This is a genomic window from Silvibacterium dinghuense, assembly GCF_004123295.1.
Taxonomy (GTDB): domain Bacteria; phylum Acidobacteriota; class Terriglobia; order Terriglobales; family Acidobacteriaceae; genus Silvibacterium; species Silvibacterium dinghuense.
This window is the reverse complement of sequence record NZ_SDMK01000001.1, coordinates 226,485-249,340: the sequence shown is the minus strand read 5'-3', so window position 1 is coordinate 249,340 and position 22,856 is coordinate 226,485. Positions and strand designations below refer to the sequence as shown.

Sequence of the window (22,856 nt, the reverse complement as noted above, 5' to 3'; positions counted from 1 at the left end):
CGGCGGCTGCAGGCCTGTCCGTGGGCGAGGCAAATATAGGTATTAGGATGCAAACCCGGTCGGCAGCGCCTGTAACTACATGAAAGCCATCGACCAGTAAATTGAAACCGCTAGAAAGCCTGCGCTTTAAAATCAATATCTGACAACGTGGTTCACGGTGATTTGACCCGTGAAATGCCGTGTGAAAGACTCGATTGTTGCAATGGCAGGCGATGCTACAGCTCCTATTCCCGAGGGTCCCCAGCTGGATATTTCCGACAGCGAAGGGGTCGATGCACGTCGGGCGTTGGTGGAGCGGATTGCCGTCAGTCAACGCTTCCGGTCTTCGATCCGGCTGCGCGACTTCCTATTTTACGTAGCGGATTGCGCCCTGCGTGACGCCCCGGAAGAGGCGACCGAGCAACAGATCGGCATGCGTGTATTTGGCCGCGCAGCCGGATATAACTCGAGCGAGGACAGCATCGTCCGCACGCAGGCCCGCCTGCTGCGCATGAAGCTGACGGACTACTTTTCCGATGAAGGCGCCGGGGAAGAGCTGATCCTCGAGATCCCCAAAGGACATTATCTTCCTGCCTTCCACCTCCGGAATGAAGCCGGGAAGGCTCCGCATCCGGTGGAAGTTGCTGTCGTGGAACCTGCGGCTGCGCTTCCCCCGGCTGTGACCGAGGCTGCTTCCGACCCGGAGCGGCAGAGGCCTGCACGTCTTCCAAAATGGCTGCCGCTTGTGCTGGCCTTGGCCGCCTTGCTCGTTCTCGGTGGCGCTGGATGGTGGGGCTGGTCACACACACCCGTCAAGCGCTCCAGCCTGGAGCGCCTGTGGGGGCCGTTCTTTGCGGAAGACTCGCTGGTGATATACAGCAACGCGCTTTTTACCGGTGACTCGCGCTCCGGCCTGCGCTATGCGCCACCGGGTACACAGGCAGGTTCCGACGCCAACCTGGTCGATACTTATACCGGAATTGGCGAAACGGCTGCGGTCTACGATATCACCCGTTTATTTGACGCCCATCACGCGGATTTCACCCTGAAACGCAGCCTTCTCGTCACCTGGGATGAGGCAAAACTGCGCAATCTGGTCTTTATCGGCTCGGTGGCTGAGAATCTATCCCTCCGCGACATCACCTCGACGACCGACTTCACGCTGATGCGCGGGGATGACTTTGCCGGCATCGCCAACCACCATCCAAAACCCGGTGAGCCGGCCGTATATGCCAGGCCCGAGCATCCTCTCGACAAGGATTACGCCATCCTTGCGCTTCTGCCCGGCGTGCAGCCCGGAAAAAAGATGCTGGTCTTCAGCGGACTCACGACCATGGGCACGCAGGCGGCGGTGGAGTTTGCGTGTCATCATGAGACACTCGATGAGCTGGTAAAGGCGGCTTCCGGTGCACACGGCGAACTGCGTCCTTTCGAGGCTGTGCTCGAAACCTCCATCGGCGGTGGCGTTCCGCTGCAGACGCGCCTCGTCACCGTCCACGTCCATTAAGAGAATTACGGTGAGGGCTGCAGTTTAAGCTCGCCCGCGGCGTGGATCTTGGCCGCCGTGTCGAATTCCTGCTTCGCCTCGGCTTCCTGTCCCGAGGCGCGTAGCGCCTGCCCTATCAGCGTATGTGTGATGAAGTTGCCCGGGTCCATCTTCTCTGCGTGCCGCAGGTAGAGAAGCGCCGATTGCGGATCGTTCCGCCGCAGCAGCACCTTGCCCATCAGGATGAACGGCCCTGTCCGCGACGTGTCGAGGGAGATGGCCTTCATCAGCGCTTCCTGGGCTTCCTGATACTTGCCGACGTGGGCATAGGTGTCGCCCAACCGGTCATAGACCGGAGCATATCCGGGATTGAGCGCACGCTCTGCTTCAAATTCCTTTGTAGCTCCGTCGATATCGCTCTTGAAGAGAGCTACCTCGCCGAGGAGAAAATGCGCCATGGGCAGGTTCGGCGTTGCGACCAGTGCTTTCTGCGCCTGCGCCGCGGCCAGTTCCGGGAGATTCGCGTTGATGAGCATGTTGCCGGTCAGCAGGTAGGCCGCGCCCGAATCCGGAGCCACGCCGTACTGTGCGGCGAAGGCTCTGCGGGCGTCATCATATCGCTGCGAGTTCATGTAGCAGAGTCCGAGCACGTAGTTTGCATCAGCCTCTGAGTTGGGTGTCCACTGCCGCACCTTCTCAAGATAGGGAATTGCATTTGCCGGCTGTCCCATGCGGAAGAGTGTCAGTCCCATCATCTGTACGGACTCTTCGTCCGATGGATCGTTCTGCACTGCCCGCGAGAAAGCCTTCTGTGCCTCGGCCAGTTTGCCGGTGCGATAGTAGGCAAGGCCAAGATCGTGAAAGACGCCCTTCGGGAGCGGAGTACTCTGGCTCAGCGCTTCGAGGATCGGCACTGCGTCCTGGTTGCGCCCATGCTTCATGGCATCTTCCGCTTGAGCGAGCTGTGCCGTGGGTGTCGCGGCCTGCAGAGGAGGCGTCGCGGGCGTGGTCTGGCCGAAAGCCTGAAAGGAAAGAAAGAGTGCGACAGGTAACAGCGTGCGCATCACATAACAGGATACGCTGCTAGCATCGAGGCATGTCTGGGCGGTGCTGGTTTTTGTTCGTATGCGTTATCGGGATATGCGGGATCGCCATGGGACAGGCGCAGTCTGCGAAGTCTCAGCCTTATCCGCCGAATAGGGCACATCCTGGTCCCGCCTGGTTCGTCGACGTCGCACAAACGGCCGGTCTGACGATGCAGAACATCAACGGCGATGCGGCAACGAAGAAGTACATCATTGAGACCACCGGCGGCGGCGTTGCCATCCTCGACTACGATCACGACGGCTGGCCCGACATCTTTCTCGTCAATGGCACAGCTTTTCCCTTCGAGCCGCATCCGGATACGCCGCCGACCAGTCATCTGTATCACAACAACCATGACGGGACGTTCACCGATGTGACGAAGCAGGCTGGTCTTACGGCTACCGGCTGGGGGCAGGGCGCCTGCGTCGGAGACTACGACAACGATGGGTGGGACGATCTTTACGTTACTTACTACGGCAAGAATCGTCTTTATCACAATGAGCACAACGGCACATTTAAAGAAGTAGCCGAAACGGCAGGTGTCGCTGGCACTGGTGCCGAGTGGGGGACCGGATGTGCATTCGTCGACTATGATCGCGACGGCAAGCTCGATCTGATGGTCGCCAACTATGTCCACTTCGATCTTGCTACAATCCCGAAACCGGGCGAAGGCGTGATGTGCCTGTGGAAGGGCACGCCGGTGATGTGCGGTCCGCGCGGGCTGCCTCACACGACGAACATCCTGTATCACAATGTGGGCGACGGCAAGTTTGAGGATGTCAGCGCAGCTTCCGGCATTACCAAGACCAACGCGCACTACTGTTTCAGTGTCTCCACGCTCGATTATGACGACGATGGCTGGCCGGATATCTATGTCGCCTGCGACAGTACGCCGAGCATCCTTTATCGTAACCGTCACGATGGCACATTCATCGATGCCGCTTCGGATGCGGGTGTAGCCTACGACGAAGATGGCCGCGAGCAGGCCGGGATGGGCTCCGCCATTGGGGATTACAACGGCGATGGCCGTCCGGATATCTTCAAAACCAATTTCTCCGACGATGTTTCTTCACTCTATCGTAATGATGGCGGTGGCATGTTCACCTCTACGATTCGCGAGGCTGGACTTGGACTGAACACACAGTATCTTGGCTGGGGCGTTGCGTTTATGGATGTGGAGAATGATGGCTGGCCGGATGTGCTCATCGCGAATGGCCATGTTTATCCTGAAGTCGATACCGCACATCTTGGTTCGACATACCGAGAGCCGCGGCTCTTCTATTCGAATCGCGGTGACGGTACTTTCAAGGATCTGAGTCGTGATGCCGGACCGGGGGCAACCATGCCTGCCTCGAGCCGTGGGCTTGCAACTGCCGATCTCTGGAACGATGGCCGCGTCGAAGCGGTGATCAACAATATCGATGGGACCCCACTGCTGCTGGTGAACGAAGCCGCGAATAGCAATCACTGGATCGGAGTGATTCTTGAAGGAACAGCTTCGAATCGCGATGGCATCGGAGCCAAGGTAACGGTTCATGCGGGTAGCCGTAGCTTTGTGCAGGAGGTGCGCAGTGGCTCGACCTATATCTCGAGCAGCGATCTTCGCCTGCACTTCGGCCTGGGGAGCACCAGCAGCGCCGAGAGCATCGACGTGCGCTGGCCCAGCGGTAGGGAAGAAATATACAACCATGCCATCGTGGGCTCGCAGGTAGACCGCTTTGTCACGCTGGTTGAAGGCCGCGGAGCGTCAGCATCTGCCGTTGCAGGAAAATGATACGGTGACGGTGGCAATTCAAGATGGCGCAGCAGCCGGGGATAGACGGGAATGAAGAAGCAGAGTTGGATCGGTGGCGTCACGGTGGCAGTCAGCATGCTGGCCGTTATGCCTGTACGTGCGCAGAATGCAGATCATCTTCCGGCACGGGACCTCACGCTCTCGACCGAATCCGTAGGCACGCGATTCATCGCCGCTCATGGGCAGCGTGCTGCCATCTTCGGCTACCCGGCCCAGGGGCTCGAAGCATGGGCGTGGCCGTATCAGATCTTCGACGGTTACAAAATCAGCTTCGTCCCTGATGGATCAGCCAGTGAAATCGCAGGCGACTCCATCCTTCGCCGCGTCGAATACCGTCCTGAAAGCGTTACCCGGATTTATGTTGGCACGGACTTTGTCGTCAGAGAGAAGCTCTTTGCTCCCATCGACCAGCCGGGTACGGTCATTACTTATACCGTAGAAGGCCGTGGGCAAGTCTGCATCCGCGTCCACTTCCGTCCACAGATGAACCTGATGTGGCCTGCAGCTGTCGGAGGACAAGGGACGCAGTGGAGCGATGCGCTGAAGGGATATGTCCTTCGCGATACGCTCAACGGCTACAGTGCGACGATCGCTTCTCCGGAAATTGTCGCGCATGACGACACCGCGAATGTGGCCATTCGTACGAGCGACGATCTCGCTCTGGAGATACAGCCGCATGCTTCCGGCGAGTACACGGAACAGGCTTCGCTGGTGATTGCAGAGGATGATCCCGGAGTGGCTGCAGGCTCCGCGGCGAAAGATCTCCTGACAAAGAAAACGGTCTACATGCAACAGGCCGCGGAGCACTACGCTGCATTGCAGTCGCACTCGCTGCGCATCACTACGCCCGATGACGAAGTGAACCAAGCGCTCGCCTGGGCTGAGGTCGCGCTCGACCAGGCGTGGGTCTGTAATGCGCGTCTCGGTTGTGGGGAGGTGGCTGGCTATGGCCCTTCGCGTCCGGGACGACGGCCGCAATATGCGTGGTTCTTCGCCGGCGATGGCCTTGAAGCTGAACAGGGACTTGTCGCTGCCGGAGAATATGCGCGCGCTCGGCAGGAGCTGGAGTTCATTCTGCATTATCAGAATCATGAGACCGGGATGATCTGGCACGAGCTCTCGCAGAGCGCCGGTTTCCTCGACTGGGAGCACAAATATCCCTATATGTTTGTGCATGTCGATGTGACATTTCAGTTTCTTGCCGCGGTTGCAAACTATGTGCAGGTGAGCGGCGATAACGATTTTGCCCGCAGACACTGGATGGAAATCGAAAAAGCCTATGACTACTGCCGCGCGCTGATCGATCCCGCCACGCATCTGCCCCGGATTCCTGCGGACAAGGAAGGCAGCAACGAACAGGATCGTGAGAGCGATGAGCTGAGTCTCTCCGCGGCATGGATGGATGCTGCGGGTGCATACGCCGTCCTAGCCATGGCTGCTGGTCATCCCGATGATGCGGCGCCGGCGATCCGGCAAAAAGAAGATGCCGCGCGCGCGATAGCGGCGCGTTACTGGGATGCATCGCACCAGTTCTGGATCAGTGCGCATACCGTTGCCGGTGCGGATATCTTCAATGGTGGCAGTCGCCCAGCCGAGCTCCTTGTCGCTCCGGTCTTCACGGAGCAACAACGTAGTACCATGCTTGACCGCATTGCGTCTTCCGATTACCAGGCGGACTGGGGGACGCGTGGCATTCCGGCGTCCGCATCGGACTATGATCCCAATGCCTATGCGCATGGCAGCATCTTCGCTCTGGGCGCAACCAGCATGGCATCGGCGTACTGGCAGGCGCATCGCCCGGCCACAGCCTTTGCCATCTGGGATGGCGTTATTGCATGGAACAGTCTCGATTCGCTCGGCCATCTGCACGAGGTGACCGCAGGCGATCTCTATTACCAGGAGATGGAATCTGTTCCTGAGCAGACCTGGTCCTCGGCTGGTTTGCTGACTTCCGTCACAGAGGGGCTTCTCGGCCTCAAGATCGATGGGGCTGCGAAGCAGTTGCGCATGGCTCCGCATTTTCCTCCGCAGTGGGGTGAAGTCTCGGTCTCCAATATTGCCGTTGGTCACGGCACGCTGCAGGCGGTTCTGCAGCAGACGATCGAATCTGTATCCGTGCAGGTGACAAATACGGGAGAGGCGGTGAACGTGACCTTCGCGCCAGAGATTCCGCAGGGTGCGGAGGATCTGAGCGCGGAGTGTGACGGCCGGATGGGACCGCTAAAGACAGATCCGGCGAAGGTCATCCATGAAGAGCAGGATGAACACGCGGAGCTGAGTTTTATCGCGGCTCCCGGCGATACGAAGTGCCGTATTCACTTCCATGGAGGCGTAGCGGTGCTGCCGCCGCTCATCAAGCCGCAGGTTGGTGAAAGCAGCCGTGGGCTGAAGCTCGTAGACGTGAATCTTGCGGGGCGTCTGCTGACTTTATCCGCGGATGTGAATCCGGATGGTCCGCATGCGGTGGAACTGCGTTCATCATGGCGTGCTCTTTCTGTTGATGGTGGACTGTTGACGGACGAGGGCAACGGTCTTATCCGTGTCGAGTTCCCGCATGGAGGCGCAGAGAGCGCGTCAGATGGATATGTGCGCCGTAAACTCGTCGTGCATTTCGAGTAGTTCTGAGCATCGAGATAAGCCCTTCAGCACGGGACAGCGGCTTCGGCCGCAAATGCTGCTGTCGCGTCAGTCTGAACTCCCGCGCGTACGCACAGGACTGGGCAAGGCACATGCGCAATCACATTCAGAATCGTGCTCGAAGGGTAATCCTCTTCTGACAGCTCATTATCCGGAGCTCCGAGAACAACCAGATCGGCGTGAAGTCTGCGGGCATAGCTGGCGATCGTCTCTGCCGGGTCGCCTGGTGTGACGACATGCTCCACGGGCACGGTATGCGATTCGTTGAAGGGCGCGATGAAGCGTAACTGTTCCAGCTTGAGGGATTGCTCGTTGCCTGTGCTCGGAGAGACATGCAATGCGACCAGGTGCGAATTGGCGATGCGATGCGCCGTCTCGAGCGCTGTCAGCGAAGCAGCAGAGAAGTCCGTAGCGGCAAGCACGCGCCGCCAGTGGCCTGCCCAGGGAAGCAATGCTTCGGCATCGGGGGAAACGGTGAGGATGGGGCATGGAGCTTCGGCCAGCAGATGGCGGGCGATCATTCCCAACGCTGCGCGTCCCGCCTCTGTGCGAGCGCGTGTTCCCAGCACCAGGAGGTCAGCATGGTGGTCTTGCACTGCCTGCAGAATGCGTTCGCAGATCGTGCCGCGTGCCAGCACAGAATGCACGGGAATATTCTGCAGCCGGAGTTCGGCCTCCATGCGTTCGACCTCGTGCCGTGCCTGCTCCTCGAGTCTTGCGAATTGCGTTGTGCCCTCGGGAAAGGCATAGCCTACCGGGTCGATCACATGCACGATGATCAGCGTTGCGCCGTGCTGCCGAGCCAGGGCCTGCGCATAGCGGAGTGCCGAAGATGCGGTCATGCCGAGATCGGTAGCGAGGACGATGGTGGAGAATTTAAGACTGGTTTGCATGGCAGTTTTCCCTTCGCCATGACTATCGCGCGTTTTGGCTATTTCTGCGGTGATTCGAGTCACCGCAGCCTGTGACGAGGATCACAGGCTGCGGCTTAATCCGAGGAGGCGACCAGTCCATCCGGATCGAGGATGGTGAGCGTCGCGCCCTTGCGCAGAATGAGATGGCTCTTTTCGAAGCGGTTGAGCAGGCGCGTGACGGTCTCACGCGAGGTGCCGGCCATGCTGGCCAGCTCTTCGTGCGTCAAGGCCATGGTAAAGCGCAGCTCCGGTTTGCCGCATGCCGCAGCACGGCCCCATTCCAGCAGTAGAGTGCCTAGCCGGCTTGCCGCAGAGCCGGACAGCGCGAGCCGGCGGGCGTCGAGAAAGACTTCCTGATACTCGCGGGCCATCACGCGCGCGGTATTGTTACCCACCTGGCGATAGCTTTCGAGGAAGGCCAGAAATTCATGCCGTCGAATGGCCTTAAGACGCGTGGGTTCGAGCGTTTCCGCTGTGACTTCATGGGGAAGATTGTTCAGCGCGGCGCTGAGTCCCAGCACATCGCCGGCCGCAGCCAGGCGCAGGATCATGGTCCTGCCTTCACGTGAGGTCGCCGAGAGCTTGAGCTGGCCGTCGCAGACGATGAATACGTCGCGCAGAGCTTCTCCCTCTTCAAACAGCACGGCGCGTCCGGGCAGGGATACGAAGACACCCATGGCATCCAGGCGAAGCAGAGCCTCGTCGTCGAGGTTACAGAAAAGGCGGAGAGAACGTTGCGAGCAGTTCAGGCAGTTCTCTGCACCTGTGCGTCCGGGTAATGGCATAGGCACCAGGGGAGAGGGAATCGGCTGTTCCGAAGTCTGTCTCTCATGGTGCTCCTGATCGCTATTTCCTGCAAGGTACGCGTTCCATCTGTCTCTTCCGGGGAGATTATCCGTGCAGAACGAGTTCAGCTTCAGAGTAGGACTCCATCGGGGAGAATTCGGCATGAGGTTTACGGCGGAGCTGTTCGCCGGCGGGTCGCCAGCTCTCGACGGTCCATTCGCGGGTGCAATGCGGGCAGAGCCAGACGATTCGCTGCCGCTTTTCCTGCTTCTGGCCGCCCTGTCCGCAATCGACCGAATGCAGGCTGCCGCTGCGAAAGTATTTGGCTTCTACCTGGCATGAAGGGTTGGCGCAATGCATACGGATTCCTTTCTATCGAGCTCGATGGTTTGCCGGTCGCCGTAGCCTGGAGATTGCTCCCCGCAGCTACGGGTGAGACCTTTCACGAATAGAGCTTGCCCGCCTGGGCCGAAACTCTGCTCTCTTCCAGTGCCGCAAGCGGAGGCTTTTCCCCGATGGCTTTCCGGCCGCAGGTAAAGACCGGGCATAGTGCGCTGGCCATCAGGCGATAGGCGGTGCTTTCCTGGAGAGGCCAGTAAGGTGGCTTGGCGCCCAGGCCAGCTATAATCCAATCCGCCGAGATACGATCGGCATACTCGAGAATTTTTTCGGTCCGTTCTCCGAGGCATACCTGGATATCGACCTTGGTCTGGAGCCCGGAAGACGGCAGTAGTTCTCTGAGCGCATGTTGAGCACGAAGAACGGCTTGGTCGGTTCTCCCTGGCTGATCCGCCTCGAGAACGTGCAGCAGGGTAAGCTGTGCTCCGCAATCGGCGGCTACGGCATGGACGAACTCGGCATGCGCCAGGGAATTGCCGGTAAGCGAAACGGGGTGAAGGATCTTGCGGGGTGTTGCATGCCGCATTACCTGTGATGCGGCATGCCGGCCTACAGCGAAGATCGGAACCGTGATGCTGCGAAGCAGCTCGGCCGCTACGGAGCCAAGGGCCAGGCGGCCGAGCTTGCCCCGTCCGTGGGTGGCCACGATCAGCCGGGTCGCCTGGCGCGTTTCGATCTGCTTCCGGATCACATCGGCGCTGAAACCGTGCTCAGCTACCACATCGCAGCTGACGCCCAGAGCGCGGATGCGCGCTCCGAAATCGATGACCATGCCGGTGATGCTGCGATCCAGCCTTTCCTGCTCGGGGTACGACAGGGTGCCATCCAGTGTCAGCAGGTTCGCTGGCAGGATGGCGTGCACCAGAGTGACATGCGCGTGATGGGCGAGAGCCTGAGAGACGATGTGCGGCAGAAGAATCTCGCTGTCCGTAAGGTCGGTGGCAACGACGATCTGTGATGGTGCGATAAGCAGCTGGCGTTGCGTGTCGCTGTTTGCGAAGAGGTAGGACATAGTCCCTCCTGACAGCTCTACTATCCAGCCGCTTGCCGGTGCCTGGCAGTGACGGCCGTCACAGGCCTTGCAGAGAGGGTGCTATCGCGGTTCGGAGGGGCAAGGCTGTGCGTCGGAAAGCATGCCATGCGATACTTCAAGGAGCATGTATAAACGGGTCGTCCTCAAACTCTCAGGGGAAGCTCTGGCCGCAGGCAAGGGCTTTGGCGTGGATGTGGTCCGCGTTCACGAGATCGCAGCAGAAATCGCGGAAGTACACGCTCAGGGCGTGGAAGTGGCCATCGTCGTCGGGGGCGGGAATTTCTTTCGTGGCGTTGCCGAACAAGCAAAGGCCATGGACCGCGTTTCGGCCGACAACATGGGCATGCTGGCCACGGTGATCAATGCGCTCGCGATTCAGGATGCGCTTGAAAAGCAGGGACTGCACTGCCGTGTCATGTCCGCAATCGAGATGAATCAGGTCGCCGAGCCTTATATTCGGCGCCGGGCCATCCGGCATCTGGAAAAAGGCAGGGTGGTGATCTTTGCTGCTGGCACTGGAAATCCTTATTTCTCCACCGATACGGCGGCTTCGCTCCGGGCAATGGAGATCAAGGCCGATGTGCTGCTCAAGGCAACCAAGGTGGAAGGCATCTACAATGCCGATCCCGTTATCACCAAGGATGCCGTCAAATTCGAGCAGATTACCTACATGGAAATCCTGCGGCTGGGTCTGAAGGTCATGGATACTACCGCGGTGAGCCTGTGCAAGGATAACAATCTGCCGATGATCATCTTTAATATGAATCATTCCGGCAATATCCGCCGCGTCATCGCAGGCGAAAAAGTCGGATCGCTGGTGACGGCCTAAAGTTTCTCCGGCTAGAACTTATTCGGCCAGGAGCCCGTCCAACGGGGGAGTGGTTTTGAGTCTTTCGAACCAATTCGCGCCCACCTCCCCCGTGGCGAGCCAGCCTTCTGCCGGTTCCGCGGTGCTCGATCCTCCTATTCAGGCTGGCCAGTCACAGGCGCCTCCGGCTGCTGCCGGGAATGCCAGCCGTCCGAAAAAGGAAATCCTGCCCGCGTTGACTGGGCTGCGCTGCTTTGCGGCACTGAATATTGTCTTCTTCCACTTCTCGAATCCGAAGTGGTTCGGCCCTTTTGCCCCGATTGTCGATAACGGCTATACCTCGGTCAGTTTTTTCCTGCTGATGTCGGGCTACATCCTGGCCTACAACTATGCCGATCGCGCGGCTGCCGGCCAGTTGCGCCCGCGGCGTTTCTGGCTGGCGCGTTTTTCCCGCCTCTACCCGGTTTACGTCTTTGCGCTGATTCTTTCGCTCGGCATGCTTGCTGCTGAGTGGCAAGCACGTAGCCATGCTCAGTTCGCTCTGGGCGTGATTTTGACCCCGCTGCTGCTGCAGGCCTGGCATCCGCTGCTGGCGACCTTCTGGAATACGCCGGCCTGGACCATGTGCACCGAGGCCTTCTTCTATCTCATCTTCCCGGTCGTGGTGCTGTGGAAGCGTCCGAAGCGGATGGGAGCCTTGCTGGGCGTCATGGCCGGCTTATGGGTGCTGGGTATGATCCTGCCCAGCCTTTATATGTGGCTGCACCCGGATGGAGACCTTCACCCCGGCCGCTACACCGATGGCTTCTGGATACGGGCGCTGAAGTTCACGCCGCCGCCCCATGTGCCGTCCTTCCTTTTTGGCATTGCGCTGGCCGATCTCGACGCCATGATCCCCCGCACGAGCCTCCGACGGCTTCTGTATGGGATTCTCGGTATGTCCGGGCTCTACGCGGTGCTCTATTTTGGCGACCACATGCCGTATCCGCTGATGCATGACGGCCTGCTGATGCCGCTCTTCGCGCTGGCCATCCTCGGCCTGGCGGGACAGAACCTGATTGCCCGGTTCTTTGGCTGGCTGCCTTTCCGGACTGTGGGCAAAGCCAGCTATTGCCTCTACATCCTGCACTTCAATCTCTGGAACCTGATCCATGACTCGCATATCCTCGATCGTCTCCACCTGGCCTCATACGATCCCTGGTTGAGCTATCTTCTACTGATCGCCGGTGCGATGGTGGTCATGTTCACGGTTGAGCGACCCAGCCAACGCTGGATTCGTAGCTGGGGCGCTTCCCGGGTCTAGGTCCAGCACTGCGATCATACTTTTCCCGTGTTTGCCGATGGAGCTTTTGGAGGGCGCATTGGCAGAGGAAAAACGTCCGCCGGATGTTCCTGAGGGGTTGCAGGAGCCAAAGGAAGCGAGCGCAGCAGGAGTTGCGGAGCCTATGCCGCAGTCACCTTGCGCGGAGCGCAGGCGCGAGCCTCGCTTTCTATGTGAGGGGCACGCGGAGATCGAGGTGCCGCACATCGGCCTCAAACTTCAGGGAGAAATTCATGATTTGAGCCGCTCCGGGTGCTTCATCGAGGCACCCACAGTAAATCTGGAGCGGGGAACACACGTCGAGGTCTATTTCGAGACACGGAAGATCTGTATCCGGGTAGCCGGGAATATCCTCGTTCTGCGTCCGCGTACAGGAGTGGGGATCGCTTTTTTGCCCATGAGCCCACGTATCGCCTGGCAGATTGAGATGCTGGTGGAAGAGCTGAAGGCGCTGAATGGCGCACCGTGCCCGGAGAAGCATGAAGTGAACCCAACTCCTGAGGCTGCAGCGGAATAGATCGGAAAAGAAAATGGCCTGCCGAAATCGGCAGGCCATTTTCCTCGGTGCGGAGGGGCGATTAAGCGCCGTTTCCGGAGGTGGACTGAACGTGCTCGCCGGCGTGGTTGCCGTGGGTGACGGCAGCGACGCAGGTTGGCTGGCCAGCGCTCGGGTAGGGCGAGTTTTCCGTGCCCGTGAGCACACCGGAGTTGGTGTTCAGCTCGAAGCCCGAAACCGTATTGCCCAGGAAGTTCGTCGTGTAGAGGAACTTGCCGAAGGCCGGTTCAACCAGCACGCAGGTCGGGCCGGTGTCGGTCGAGTAGGTGGACGATCCAGCGAGACCCGAAGGTGCGCCCGTCGACTGCGTGATGGAATAGGCGCTCACGCTGTTCGAGTTGTAGTTCGAGACGTAGATGTAGCTGCCGCTCGGGTCGATGGTGATGCCGTCTGGATAGGTGCCGGTCGAGAACGGACCGTTCTCAAGCGGGGTCAGCGCGCCGGTTGAGCCGATAGTGTAGGCGATCAGCTGGTTGGTTGAGCTGTCCGTTACGTAGTAGAAGCGGCTGGTCGGATCGCTGACGCTCGCATTGGGCGTAACACCTGCGCTGAAGGGGCTGCCGCTGATGGCGGTCAGTGCGCCGGAGGTGCCTACCGAGAAGGCCGATATGGTGCCCGCGCCCGCCGAGGTGTTCTGGTTGACCACGTAAACGAAGTCGTTGTTCTCGGTGACGTTGACGCTCATGGGGTTATCCTGCACCGGGAAGTAGCTCAGGCTGCCGTTGGTGACAGCCGTACCCAGGCTTCCGTCACTGTTGATCGGATAGACCTCGATATCACCCGGGCCAGAATTAGTGTCGGTATAGCCTGGCTGATAGGTATCCACAACGTAAAGGTAGGTGCCCGCAGCATTGATCGCGATGGCCTGCGGCTCGGTACCAACTGTGTTGTAGGTATTGCGGGGATAGAGCTTGGCATCCGTGCCGACGTCGAACTTCTGAATGGTGTTGTCATCGTGATTGATGACATACAGATAGCTGCCATTGGGCGATGTCACAATGCCCACCGGATCGCGGCCAGCGGTGTAGGGCGAGTCCTGAATCTGGGTCAGAGCGCCGGACTCAAGATCGACGCGGTAGACGCTGATCTGGCCCGGGTTATTTTTGGAGGCCGTCACATAGAGATAGTCGATGGTGTTGCTTTCACCGCAGGAGGTGATGCCCAGTCCGGCTCCCAGCGAGACGGCGGCGGCCAACAACCCCTGGCTCAATTTGCTGAACTTCATGTGTTTCCTTCGTCCTGGCGGCCCAGGTGGTCGATGTCGGGAAAGCTCCCGCTTGCATTGTAAATCCCGGATATGGAGAGCTCTCGGAGCCTCTCATGGCCGGGGCTTATATGATTCGGGCGGTGCGTAAGGCCTCAATGAGCCCCGCGGCACCGCCCAGATACGGCTCCGACCTTAGTCGGTATGGCTGTCGGCCACGCACCAGGTGGGATTGCCCACCGTCGCATAGCTGGTCTTGTTCCGCAGATCGGTCAGCACGCCCGAGTTCGGGTCGAGTACGTGACCGGTCACCGTGCTGCTGGTGTAATCCGCGGTGAAGATGTACTGGTTCGAGGGATCCTCGATGATGCAGCGCGGGCTCGATCCGGTGCCGAACGGCGCCCCGCTGACACTGGCCAGCACGCCGTTAGACGCAATCGTATAGGCGCTGATGTCGCTGCTGGTATTGCCCAGGGTCGAGGACGGGCCGTCGTTGGCGACGTAGAGGAACTTGCTCTTGCTGTCCGAGGTCAGCTGTACCGGGTTGCCGGCAGCCGACTGGCTGTTCGTGAACGGACTGTTCGAGATCGCCTGCAGTACGCCGTTGGTGCCGATGGTATAGGCATCGATCTGGTCCAGGCCCGAATCGAGCAGGTAGATGTACTTCGAAGCCTGGTCAGAGCCGATCATGGTGATGGTTTCGGCGCTGGTGATCGTCTGCGGGCTTGAAGAGCTGACCGTCAGTTGGCCGCTGCTCGAGTTCAGCGCGTAGATGTAGACGCTGGTGACATTCGATCCCGAAGCGTCGGTCTGGTTCACCGTATAGACATAGGACGCGCCGACCTTGAAGTCGATCGGGTTGCAGCCCACCGGGAAGTAGGGCAGCTGCGTGCCGCTCGAAGTGGTCTGCTGCGCATTGGTGATCAACGAGAGGCGGCCGGTGTTTGAGTCCACGCTGAAGGCGGTGATGTCGCCTACCGGGTGGTAGAGGCCGCTGGTGCTCGGGTCGGGGCATGGATAGCCAGCCGCAGTCGCTGCAGACAGGCTGTCAAAAGTCTCGCCTGTGTCGCCGGCAGTGGTCGGCTCGTACTGATCCAGCACATACATGAAGCTGCCGCTCGAGCTCAGAGCGAAGCGGAGAGGCGCATTTCCCTGGCTGGTGTAGGTCTGCTGGGTGGCCAGAGTGCCGTCGCCGCCCACCGAGAACACGGCAACGTTGCTGCCGCTGTAGGTCTCGGTCGAGCTGTCCAGCGAGCCCTCGTTGAGCACATAGAGGTAGCGGCCCGTCGTAGAGACAAGGGAGCGTACCGGATTGGTTCCACCGGAGCCGAATGGCTGGTTCTGGATAGCAGTGAGATTTCCGGTGTTATTGGCAATCTTGAAAGCGCCGATCTGGTTGTACTGTTCGCCGGTGACATACAGGTAGGCGATGGTGTAATCGACGGTGCAGGATGTAAGACTCAGGCAAAAACCTAGGGATACAACCAGAGCCAGGACCAACTGGCCATATTTCTTAAACTTCATGCGCTTCCTTCATCCTGGGGTGACAGTTCGCCAGGCAACTGGATCAGGGATATCTCCCGTCTGCATTGTAAAAGCTGGACGCGCTTTCGGCTATAGCAGAGGCAGCGAACGTCCCGGTACACACACTCTCGGACAAGTCGTTTACTTTGCAACAGGAAGGAGACGGGTGCGGGGGCTTTCGGCTCCTTGCCTCTTCTGCGTTGTTTGGACGGTGCCAGGGAACAGATAGTTAGGAGCTTCCGGCAAGATTTGTTGCGGAAATTGGGCAGCCCGCGCTGGTTTGGTTCTCCTGAAGCTTTCCCGGGTCGGCCGGGGCTCCAGAAAAGGGAAACGGCCGGGGGATCGGAATTCCCCGGCCGCCGGTTTTGTGCGTGTCCGGACTACCAGACCACGCAGGGGTTGTCGGGCACCATCGGCTGGCCCTTCTTGCAGCCGAAAGCCTTGCCGAAGGCCTCGAAGTTCTGCACCGTACCGTTGGTCCGGAACCGGCCCGGGGAGTGCGGATCGGTCAGGGCGCGTACACGCTGTACCTGGTCGGTACGGTTTTCGCACCAGACCTGGGCGAAGGCGATGAAGAAGCGCTGTTCCGGCGTATAGCCATCGATCTTCTGGTTTTCGGCCTTCTTGCCCTCTTCGGCCAGTACCGACATGAGCGCCTGGTAGGCGATGCGGATGCCGCCGTTGTCGGCAGTATTCTCGCCGAGCGTCAGCTTGCCGTTCAGCTTGGTGCCCGGGACCGGCTCAAAGTTGCCGTATTCGTTCACCTCACAGCCCGTGCGCTGGTCAAACTGCTTCTTGTCCTCAGGCGTCCACCAGTTCACGACATTGCCCTTGGCGTCATACTGGCTGCCCTCGTCGTCGAAGCCATGGGTCATTTCGTGGCCGATGACCACGCCGATGGCGCCGAAGTTCACCGCCGGGTCCTTGGTGACGTCATAGAACGGCGGCTGCAGGATGCCGGCCGGGAAGTTGATGTCGTTGTTGCTGGGATCGTAATAGGCGTTGACGGTCGGGGGCGTCATACCCCATTCCTTTTCGTCCACCGGTTTGCCGATCTTCTGCAGGTCTCGGGTGGTCTCGAAAGCGTCCGAGCGATGGATATTGCCGAGCAGGTCGTCGCGCTTGACCTCGAGCTTCGAGTAGTCGCGCCAGTTCTCCGGATAGCCGATCTTGCGGCGGAAGGCGGCTAGCTTGACTTCGGCCTGCTTCTTGGTCTCCGGGCTCATCCAGGGAAGGTTCTGAATGTCCTTGTTGAGCGAGGTGTCGAGGGCATCGACCAGCTTGTCCATGTTTTCCTTGGCTGCGGGAGGAAAGTTCTCCTTCACCCAGTCCTGGCCTACGGCCTCACCCAGGGCGCGATCGGTCAGAGCTGTGCACCGCTTCCAGCGCGCCGACTGCTGATCCTGCCCTTGCAGCGTCTTGCTGAAGAAGCCAAAATGCAGGTCGTCGAAGGAAGACGAGAGCCACGAGGCTGCGCCGTTGATGGCGTGGAACCGGAGATAGCTCTTGATCGCGTCCAGGCTCTGCTGGTCGATAACCGCATTGAATGCCTTGAAATAATCCGGCGTGGCGACGTTGAGGCTGTCGATGGCCGGAGCCGGGGTTCCGGCGAAATAGGTATCCCAGGCAAAGTCTGGAGCCAGCAGCTTCAGCCCGGAAACTGGTTGAGGGTGGTAAATCTTGTCCGGATCGCGCATGTCCACGCGCGGCATGGAGCCCTTGGCCAGCGCCGTCTCAATGGTCAGGACGGCATCGGCTTCGCTGGCCGCCTTCTCGTCATTGTCGCCGGCCAGCTTGAAGAGGGCCACGGCGTATTCCTTGTACTGCTCGCGGATCTTCGCCATGCGCGGGTTGTCGGCGAGGTAGTAGTCGCGGTCAGGAAGGCTGAGTCCGCCCTGCATGACGATGGCGATCTGTTTGGTCGCATCCTTCTGATCCTGCTCGCTGCCGAAGCCGAAGAAGACCCCGGTGCCGTCCTTCTGCTCCAGGTCTGCCGCCAGTGCCGCCAGGCCGCTCTTCGAGGAGAGCGCGTCGATCTTGTCGAGCGCCGGCTGGATCGGCTTTGCCCCAAGCTGATCGGCGAGATCCGAGTTCATGCAAGCAGCATAGAAGTCGCCGTACTGCTTCTGCAGCGGTGTCTTCGGATCGTCGGCTGCCTTCTTCAGATCGAGGTAGAGCAGATAGCGGTTGTGCTCGGCCAGCTCATTGAAGCGGCCCCAGGTCGACTGGTCGCTCGGGATGGGGTTGTTCTTCCGCCAGTTGCCGCAGGCGTAGGTGTAGAAGTCGGTGCACGGGTCGGCGGTCTTGTCGATGGCGCTCAGATCGAAGCTGACCGGTGTCTTGGGCACTGTGGTGGGACCGCTCGAGGCGGAATCGGCGGGCAGCAGGCTGGACTGCGCCAGCGCGAGACTGCTCGAAAATAAAAGGACACTGGCCATGCGAAACGGCTGCATCGGATCTCCCTAAGTAAAAGGCCGCCCTCCGTGGACAAAAGCGGCGGACTACGGCGTGATTACGCCTGAAGGGAAATTACCACGCATTCACACAAGAAAAAACGCCGGGCAGATTTGCCCGGCGCCAGTCTGGCTTGTGGAAGGTTCCTGAAAGGGGTATCTCAGAAGATTTTGAAGTGGATGGTCAGGTATTTCTTCGGATTCTGGCGGATGGCCGTGACCAGGTTGCTGCTGTTCTGGATCATCTCGTCGCTGTGGTTGTACAGTGCGGGATTCTTCACCAGCTGTCCCAGCGTGCCTTCGCCGCTGTTAACGCTCGTCAGCAGGGAATCGAGTTTGTTTACCGTGTCATTCAGCTGCGCGGCAAACTTCGGATCCTTGGCCATCATGCCGATGGCGCCCTGTCCTTGATTGATGCCGGCGAGCAGGTGGTTCAGGCTGTCGGTCGATTCCTTCAGGTTGTTGTAGAGCGCGTCATCCTTGAGAAGCTTGCCCGCGGATCCCTTGCCCTGGTCCAGTTCGTCGGCAATATGCTGCAGCCGGCCTACCGTATCGTTGGCGCGCGTATACAGCGTATCGTCGGAAACCAGCTTGCCGATGGAGCCCTTGCCGTTCGAAATGCCGTCAATCAGGGCCTGGAGCTGGTTCACCGTCAGTACCGCTTTGTTGTAAAGCGTGGGGTCATTGATCAGCTGGCCGATGGAGCCTTTGCCGCTGTTCAGCGCGTCCACCAGGTTATCGACCTTCGCAAGGATGGTATTGAGCTGCTCGATCGTCCCCTGGCTCGACTTGATGACGTCGCTCAGGTTGGGCGTCTCGGTCGTCTGCAACTCGGCATTGTTCTGTATCTGAGGACCGGTCGCATCTTTGCTCGCGATATCGACCACCGTGTCGCCCAGGACGCCTACCGTTTCCAGACTGGTCTTCGAATCAGTGTGAATGGCATCCAGGTACTTCTTACTGATGCGCATGGTCACTTCCACCGGCGTGAGCTTGCGCTCAGGCACAATGCGGATGCTCTTCACATTGCCCACAGTGACGCCTTCCAGGTTGACCGGTGCTCCCACCTTGACGCCAGCCGAGTTCTCGAAATAGGAGCGGATCGTGATCTTCCCATTCCAGAAACCGCCGGTCGAGCCGGACATCAGAAAGACGAGTGCGGCGAGAACGGAAAGCGCAACGATCACCAGCACGCCGACCTTAAGTTGTGACCACTGAACTTGCTGCTGGTTCGGCACAGGCCCCCTTGGGGAAAAAGGCTAAAACTGCAATCGCGCTATGGTCAGAGCATAGCAAACGCGGGTGTATCTTCCCTACACCCGCCTGTTGGATGCACCCAGGTAGAAAGCTGTTGCAGGAATCTCTTTTTGAATCAGTCTTCCAGGTGTACCGAGGCCATGGCGACGGTGCGGCTGTGGGTAAGGGACAGAGAAATATGCCGCACCCCGAGCCGGCGGGCGAATTCTTCGGCGCGCCCGCTGAAATGCAGCGTTGGACGCTGGCCCGGCAGGCGGCGGACCTCGATTTCCTTCCAGTTCACTCCGTGCTGGATACCGGTTCCCAATGCTTTAGCTCCGGCTTCCTTGGCGGCAAAGCGAGCGGCATAGCTCTCGGCAGCATTTTTCTTGCGTGAGCAGTATGCGATCTCCCCGGGTGTGAACACGCGCTCCAGAAAGCGTTCGCCGTAACGCTCCACCGATTGGGTAATGCGGTCGATCTCGATCAGGTCTATTCCGGTGCCCAGCAGCATGGTTTGAAGCTACCGCAAATCAGTCGATGCAGGCCAGAGCAGATCCGGGCGGTGGCGCGTCCTGTTCTTGCTGGTAACCATGCCGGTTCTTTTTAGAACTGCTGACGCGGGAAGATGTGCGCGTTCCGCGACCGCGTTTTCTTCATCCGGCATCTCAGTCCCAGAGCCAGTCGTAGCTGCGGTAAGACAAGGGAATCCTTTAGCACACGAAAGTACCATGCGCCGGACGTTATGCAATCGTAATCCCGGTCCGATCAGGAAAAGTATGCGTGGAAGTTACGAATCGACGCCAATGCTGAAGTTGACCGCGGCCAGCGGGGAGGATCCCGAGAAGCTGGTGCGTCTGCTCAGCGGCGTGTTGCTGGCCAGTGGTGGATGGGTACTTTCCCGGGCTACGCAGGGCAGGGAAGTCGCTGAGATCGACTTTGAATTCGTGCGCTCTACCTGCATCGAGATTTATGCCGCGCTGGTCGCCTCCGGCATCGAGCTCAGCCGCGAATCCCATTACCAGCTGGCAGAGCTTTGCGCATGTACCCGGCGGCTCATGCGCGAAAAGGCCTATGGGATCGCCAGGATCGACTTGGTTATTTATGGCGATGCATCGGCCAGAGTGGCCGATCCTGAGCTTTCACTGCGCGAGGTCTAGAGATCGTTCTGCTTTTGAGGCATGGTGCAGGAAAGTCCGGCTCAGCCCACCTCGACCAGTCCGTACCGCCGCTGCCATGGCCCGCGCAGCTGCGCCCAGACCATTCGCTTGGCTTCATCGCTGGTCTCGCCGTGCCGGTTTTCGACAAACCCCGCCGCCTCGCTCTTGGCCAGCTCCAGCAAGCCGCGATCGCGAACAATATTGGCCACGCGGAAATCCGGCAGCCCAGCCTGCCGCGTGCCGAAAACCTCACCGGGGCCGCGCTGCTCCAGATCGATCTCTGCCAGCTCGAAGCCGTTCTGCGTGCGCACCATGGCTGCAATGCGCTCCTCGCCGCCAGGCGATACGCGCCCGCTGGTCATCAGGATGCAGTAGGACTTCGCCGCGCCGCGTCCTACGCGCCCGCGCAGCTGATGCAGCTGTGCCAGTCCGAAGCGCTCTGCGTGCTCAATGACCATCACGCTCGCATTCGGTACATCGACGCCCACTTCAATGACCGTGGTTGAGACGAGCACATCGATCTCGCCACGCTGGAAGCGCCGCATGATGATGTCCTTCTCGTCGGCGTCGAGGCGTCCGTGCAACAGTCCCAGCTTCAGCCCGGCAAGGTGCGTGGCCCGCAGGTTCTCGTACATTTCGGTTGCGGACTTGAGCGACGGCTTCTCGAATAACTCTTCCTCTTTGCCCTTGGTCTTTTTCTTCTTGCCCTTGGGCGCCTTGCCCTTTGCCGGTTTCGCCGGCTCTTCGGGCTCGGGCGGCGCAAAGTCCAGCTCCGGCTGGTCATCCTTCGAGCCCTCGATCACCGGATACACGATGTAGGCCTGATGGCCGCGCTCCACCTGCTGCCGCAGCAGCTTCCATACGTCTACCTCGCGCTCGTCGGGCACATGTTTCGTCACGATGGGCGTGCGCCCCGGCGGCAGCTCGTCGAGCACGCTTACATCGAGATCTCCATAGAGCGAGAGCGCCAGCGTGCGCGGGATTGGCGTGGCTGTCATCACCAGCACGTCAGGATCGGCCTCACCTGGTTTCTTCATCATGCGGAAGCGCTGCAGCACGCCGAAGCGGTGCTGCTCGTCGACCACCACGAGGCCGAGCTTCGCGAACTCCACCTTCTCTTCGATGAGCGCATGCGTGCCGATGACCAGCTGCGCCGTGCCGTTGTGGATCGCGCGCCGTGCCAGCTTTTTGCGCTCTTCGTCGAGCGAGCCGGTCAGCAGCGTGGTTTTGTACTTGCGGCCGCTCTTTTCGAGCAGTTTCTTGATGCCCAGTGAGTGCTGCGTGGCCAGGATTTCAGTCGGAGCCATCAATGCTGCCTGGTAGCCGTTCTCGATTGCCACCAGCATGGCTTGCAGCGCCACGATCGTCTTGCCCGCGCCTACATCGCCCTGCAAAAGCCGCCGCATCGGCGAGCTTTGCCGCATGTCGCCCACAATCTCGCCCAGCGAGCGCTTCTGCGCGCCGGTAGGATGAAATGGCAGTACCTGCCGCAGCGCTTCGCGCACATGGTCGCCGGTCTCAAAGGCGATGCCCGCTCGTTCCTTCAGCTTGCGCCGCTTCAGCTCGAGCCCGAATTCCAGATAGAAGAGTTCTTCGAAGATCAGCCGCCGGTGCGCAGCTGTTGCCGAGGCCTGCAGGTCCGTCATGGGCGTTCCCGCCGGAGGAAAATGTGCCAGCCGCAACGCCTCTTCGCGGCTTGGCAGTCCCAGCCGCTCGACCATGGTCGATGGCAATGTCTCCGGGATGCGCCCACGCAGCTCTTCGAGCAGATTATGCTGCACCCGCCTGATCCACCGCGAGCTGAAGCGTGAGCCGCCCAGCGATTCGTATACCGGCACGATGCGGCCCACTTCAAGCAACTGCGCTTCGTCGTCCGGGTTGTCCGGCAGTACCTCGATCTGCGGCTGGATCATCTTGAAGCCGCGCGTCGAGCGCGAGCCCTCGACCTTGCCGTAGAGCGCCAGCATCTGTCCCGGCTTGAAGCGTCCTTCGAGATATGTGCCCCGGAACCACATGCATTTCATCGTTGCCTGGTTCTGGCCCACGGTCATTTCGAAGATCGGCATATTGCGCGTCTTGAGCGTGGCCGTGCCGCGTACCTCGGCAATCACTGCCGCCATCTCGCCCGCCTGCAGGTCGGAGAACTCCCGCGGATGGGCGCGGTCCTCATAGCGGAAAGGCAAATGGAAGAGCAGATCCTCGACAGTCAGAATGCCCTTCTCGGCAAGCGTAGCGGCGATCTGCGGGCCGATGCCCTTGACGAATTGGATCGGAGTATCGAGCTGCACCACTCCCCGATGGTATCAAGGGCTGTTGCTCCCGCTGATCGTTTGCCGAGCCGGTTGCCCCACCCATGACAAGCACTTGGTCATGGGTGGGTCTCACAGCAATGCGGGATCGCGACCAAAGGGAGCGGAGGCCGAAGGCGATTCGCCCTACGCGAAGCAGGAGTTATTACCTCGGAGCAATAGAAATCATG

The 22,856-nt window shown here is 59.9% G+C and carries 18 protein-coding genes; 7 read left to right on the top strand and 11 right to left on the bottom strand.

What is annotated here, in order from left to right; translation table 11 throughout:
* Window positions 1-181 precede the first annotated feature (181 nt).
* The gene (locus ESZ00_RS00995; protein WP_129206313.1) at window positions 182-1,486 is read left to right on the top strand and encodes a hypothetical protein; all 1,305 of its coding nucleotides are present in this window, start codon (window positions 182-184) and stop codon (window positions 1,484-1,486) included.
* A 5-nt stretch (window positions 1,487-1,491) separates the two neighbouring features.
* Here the strand turns inward: ESZ00_RS00995 and ESZ00_RS00990 are convergent, their stop codons facing one another.
* Entirely contained in the window at window positions 1,492-2,529 is a 1,038-nt protein-coding gene (locus ESZ00_RS00990; RefSeq protein ID WP_129206312.1) for a tetratricopeptide repeat protein, read from the bottom strand.
* Between the two features lie 89 nt (window positions 2,530-2,618).
* Here ESZ00_RS00990 and ESZ00_RS00985 point away from each other — a divergent pair, with 89 nt between their 5' ends.
* Entirely contained in the window at window positions 2,619-4,325 is a 1,707-nt protein-coding gene (locus ESZ00_RS00985) for a CRTAC1 family protein (RefSeq protein ID WP_229740867.1), read from the top strand.
* Window positions 4,326-4,376: 51 nt separating this feature from the next.
* Window positions 4,377-6,965 carry a glucosidase family protein gene (locus ESZ00_RS00980; RefSeq protein ID WP_129206310.1) on the top strand — a complete coding sequence of 863 codons (2,589 nt, stop codon included), beginning with the start codon at window positions 4,377-4,379 and terminating at the stop codon, window positions 6,963-6,965.
* A 23-nt stretch (window positions 6,966-6,988) separates the two neighbouring features.
* Here ESZ00_RS00980 and ESZ00_RS00975 read toward each other — a convergent pair whose 3' ends face one another.
* The 4 genes from ESZ00_RS00975 to ESZ00_RS00960 form a co-directional block, all read right to left on the bottom strand.
* Window positions 6,989-7,876 carry a universal stress protein gene (locus ESZ00_RS00975; RefSeq protein WP_129206309.1) on the bottom strand — a complete coding sequence of 296 codons (888 nt, stop codon included), beginning with the start codon at window positions 7,874-7,876 and terminating at the stop codon, window positions 6,989-6,991.
* Window positions 7,877-7,971: 95 nt separating this feature from the next.
* Window positions 7,972-8,574 carry a Crp/Fnr family transcriptional regulator gene (locus ESZ00_RS00970; protein WP_229740866.1) on the bottom strand — a complete coding sequence of 201 codons (603 nt, stop codon included), beginning with the start codon at window positions 8,572-8,574 and terminating at the stop codon, window positions 7,972-7,974.
* Between the two features lie 214 nt (window positions 8,575-8,788).
* Window positions 8,789-9,043: a hypothetical protein gene (locus tag ESZ00_RS00965; RefSeq protein WP_129206307.1), complete on the bottom strand. Its 255-nt coding sequence runs from the start codon at window positions 9,041-9,043 to the stop codon at window positions 8,789-8,791.
* A gap of 82 nt (window positions 9,044-9,125) precedes the next feature.
* Complete coding sequence (locus ESZ00_RS00960) at window positions 9,126-10,094, bottom strand: universal stress protein (protein WP_129206306.1); 969 nt, start codon at window positions 10,092-10,094, stop codon at window positions 9,126-9,128.
* 145 nt (window positions 10,095-10,239) lie between these two features.
* On the opposite strand from ESZ00_RS00960, the gene pyrH reads away from it, so the two are divergent.
* From pyrH to ESZ00_RS00945, 3 genes are all read left to right on the top strand, one after another.
* Complete coding sequence (pyrH, locus tag ESZ00_RS00955) at window positions 10,240-10,944, top strand: UMP kinase (RefSeq protein WP_229740865.1); 705 nt, start codon at window positions 10,240-10,242, stop codon at window positions 10,942-10,944.
* Window positions 10,945-10,999: 55 nt separating this feature from the next.
* Window positions 11,000-12,226, top strand: coding sequence for an acyltransferase family protein (locus tag ESZ00_RS00950; RefSeq protein WP_229740864.1), 1,227 nt, complete (start codon window positions 11,000-11,002; stop codon window positions 12,224-12,226).
* Between the two features lie 142 nt (window positions 12,227-12,368).
* Window positions 12,369-12,761 carry a PilZ domain-containing protein gene (locus ESZ00_RS00945; protein ID WP_164981271.1) on the top strand — a complete coding sequence of 131 codons (393 nt, stop codon included), beginning with the start codon at window positions 12,369-12,371 and terminating at the stop codon, window positions 12,759-12,761.
* A 61-nt stretch (window positions 12,762-12,822) separates the two neighbouring features.
* Here the strand turns inward: ESZ00_RS00945 and ESZ00_RS00940 are convergent, their stop codons facing one another.
* From ESZ00_RS00940 to acpS, 5 genes are all read right to left on the bottom strand, one after another.
* Window positions 12,823-14,025: a lactonase family protein gene (locus ESZ00_RS00940; RefSeq protein WP_129206303.1), complete on the bottom strand. Its 1,203-nt coding sequence runs from the start codon at window positions 14,023-14,025 to the stop codon at window positions 12,823-12,825.
* A 174-nt stretch (window positions 14,026-14,199) separates the two neighbouring features.
* Window positions 14,200-15,528, bottom strand: coding sequence for a lactonase family protein (locus ESZ00_RS00935; RefSeq protein WP_129206302.1), 1,329 nt, complete (start codon window positions 15,526-15,528; stop codon window positions 14,200-14,202).
* 380 nt (window positions 15,529-15,908) lie between these two features.
* Window positions 15,909-17,981 carry a M13 family metallopeptidase gene (locus ESZ00_RS00930; protein WP_129206301.1) on the bottom strand — a complete coding sequence of 691 codons (2,073 nt, stop codon included), beginning with the start codon at window positions 17,979-17,981 and terminating at the stop codon, window positions 15,909-15,911.
* A 161-nt stretch (window positions 17,982-18,142) separates the two neighbouring features.
* Window positions 18,143-19,219, bottom strand: coding sequence for an MlaD family protein (locus ESZ00_RS00925; protein ID WP_164981270.1), 1,077 nt, complete (start codon window positions 19,217-19,219; stop codon window positions 18,143-18,145).
* A gap of 134 nt (window positions 19,220-19,353) precedes the next feature.
* Window positions 19,354-19,731, bottom strand: a complete 378-nt coding sequence (acpS, locus tag ESZ00_RS00920; protein WP_129206300.1) for a holo-ACP synthase — start codon at window positions 19,729-19,731, stop codon at window positions 19,354-19,356.
* 265 nt (window positions 19,732-19,996) lie between these two features.
* Here acpS and ESZ00_RS00915 point away from each other — a divergent pair, with 265 nt between their 5' ends.
* The gene (locus ESZ00_RS00915) at window positions 19,997-20,377 is read left to right on the top strand and encodes a hypothetical protein (RefSeq protein ID WP_129206299.1); all 381 of its coding nucleotides are present in this window, start codon (window positions 19,997-19,999) and stop codon (window positions 20,375-20,377) included.
* Between the two features lie 41 nt (window positions 20,378-20,418).
* Here ESZ00_RS00915 and recG read toward each other — a convergent pair whose 3' ends face one another.
* On the bottom strand, window positions 20,419-22,668 hold the full coding sequence (gene recG / locus ESZ00_RS00910; protein ID WP_129206298.1) for an ATP-dependent DNA helicase RecG: 2,250 nt from the start codon (window positions 22,666-22,668) through the stop codon (window positions 20,419-20,421).
* Between the last annotated feature and the right edge of the window lie 188 nt (window positions 22,669-22,856).

What these genes read in the sequence shown, in the direction of transcription:
- ESZ00_RS00990 (WP_129206312.1), bottom strand. Translation starts at nt 2,529, where the DNA reads ATGCGCACGCTGTTACCTGTCGCACTCTTTCTTTCCTTTCAGGCTTTC.
- ESZ00_RS00985 (WP_229740867.1), top strand. Translation starts at nt 2,619, where the DNA reads ATGGGACAGGCGCAGTCTGCGAAGTCTCAGCCTTATCCGCCGAATAGG.
- ESZ00_RS00980 (WP_129206310.1), top strand. Translation starts at nt 4,377, where the DNA reads ATGAAGAAGCAGAGTTGGATCGGTGGCGTCACGGTGGCAGTCAGCATG.
- ESZ00_RS00975 (WP_129206309.1), bottom strand. Translation starts at nt 7,876, where the DNA reads ATGCAAACCAGTCTTAAATTCTCCACCATCGTCCTCGCTACCGATCTC.
- ESZ00_RS00970 (WP_229740866.1), bottom strand. Translation starts at nt 8,574, where the DNA reads ATGGGTGTCTTCGTATCCCTGCCCGGACGCGCCGTGCTGTTTGAAGAG.
- ESZ00_RS00965 (WP_129206307.1), bottom strand. Translation starts at nt 9,043, where the DNA reads ATGCATTGCGCCAACCCTTCATGCCAGGTAGAAGCCAAATACTTTCGC.
- ESZ00_RS00960 (WP_129206306.1), bottom strand. Translation starts at nt 10,094, where the DNA reads ATGTCCTACCTCTTCGCAAACAGCGACACGCAACGCCAGCTGCTTATC.
- pyrH (WP_229740865.1), top strand. Translation starts at nt 10,240, where the DNA reads ATGTATAAACGGGTCGTCCTCAAACTCTCAGGGGAAGCTCTGGCCGCA.
- ESZ00_RS00945 (WP_164981271.1), top strand. Translation starts at nt 12,369, where the DNA reads ATGCCGCAGTCACCTTGCGCGGAGCGCAGGCGCGAGCCTCGCTTTCTA.
- ESZ00_RS00940 (WP_129206303.1), bottom strand. Translation starts at nt 14,025, where the DNA reads ATGAAGTTCAGCAAATTGAGCCAGGGGTTGTTGGCCGCCGCCGTCTCG.
- ESZ00_RS00935 (WP_129206302.1), bottom strand. Translation starts at nt 15,528, where the DNA reads ATGAAGTTTAAGAAATATGGCCAGTTGGTCCTGGCTCTGGTTGTATCC.
- ESZ00_RS00930 (WP_129206301.1), bottom strand. Translation starts at nt 17,981, where the DNA reads ATGCAGCCGTTTCGCATGGCCAGTGTCCTTTTATTTTCGAGCAGTCTC.
- acpS (WP_129206300.1), bottom strand. Translation starts at nt 19,731, where the DNA reads ATGCTGCTGGGCACCGGAATAGACCTGATCGAGATCGACCGCATTACC.
- ESZ00_RS00915 (WP_129206299.1), top strand. Translation starts at nt 19,997, where the DNA reads ATGCGTGGAAGTTACGAATCGACGCCAATGCTGAAGTTGACCGCGGCC.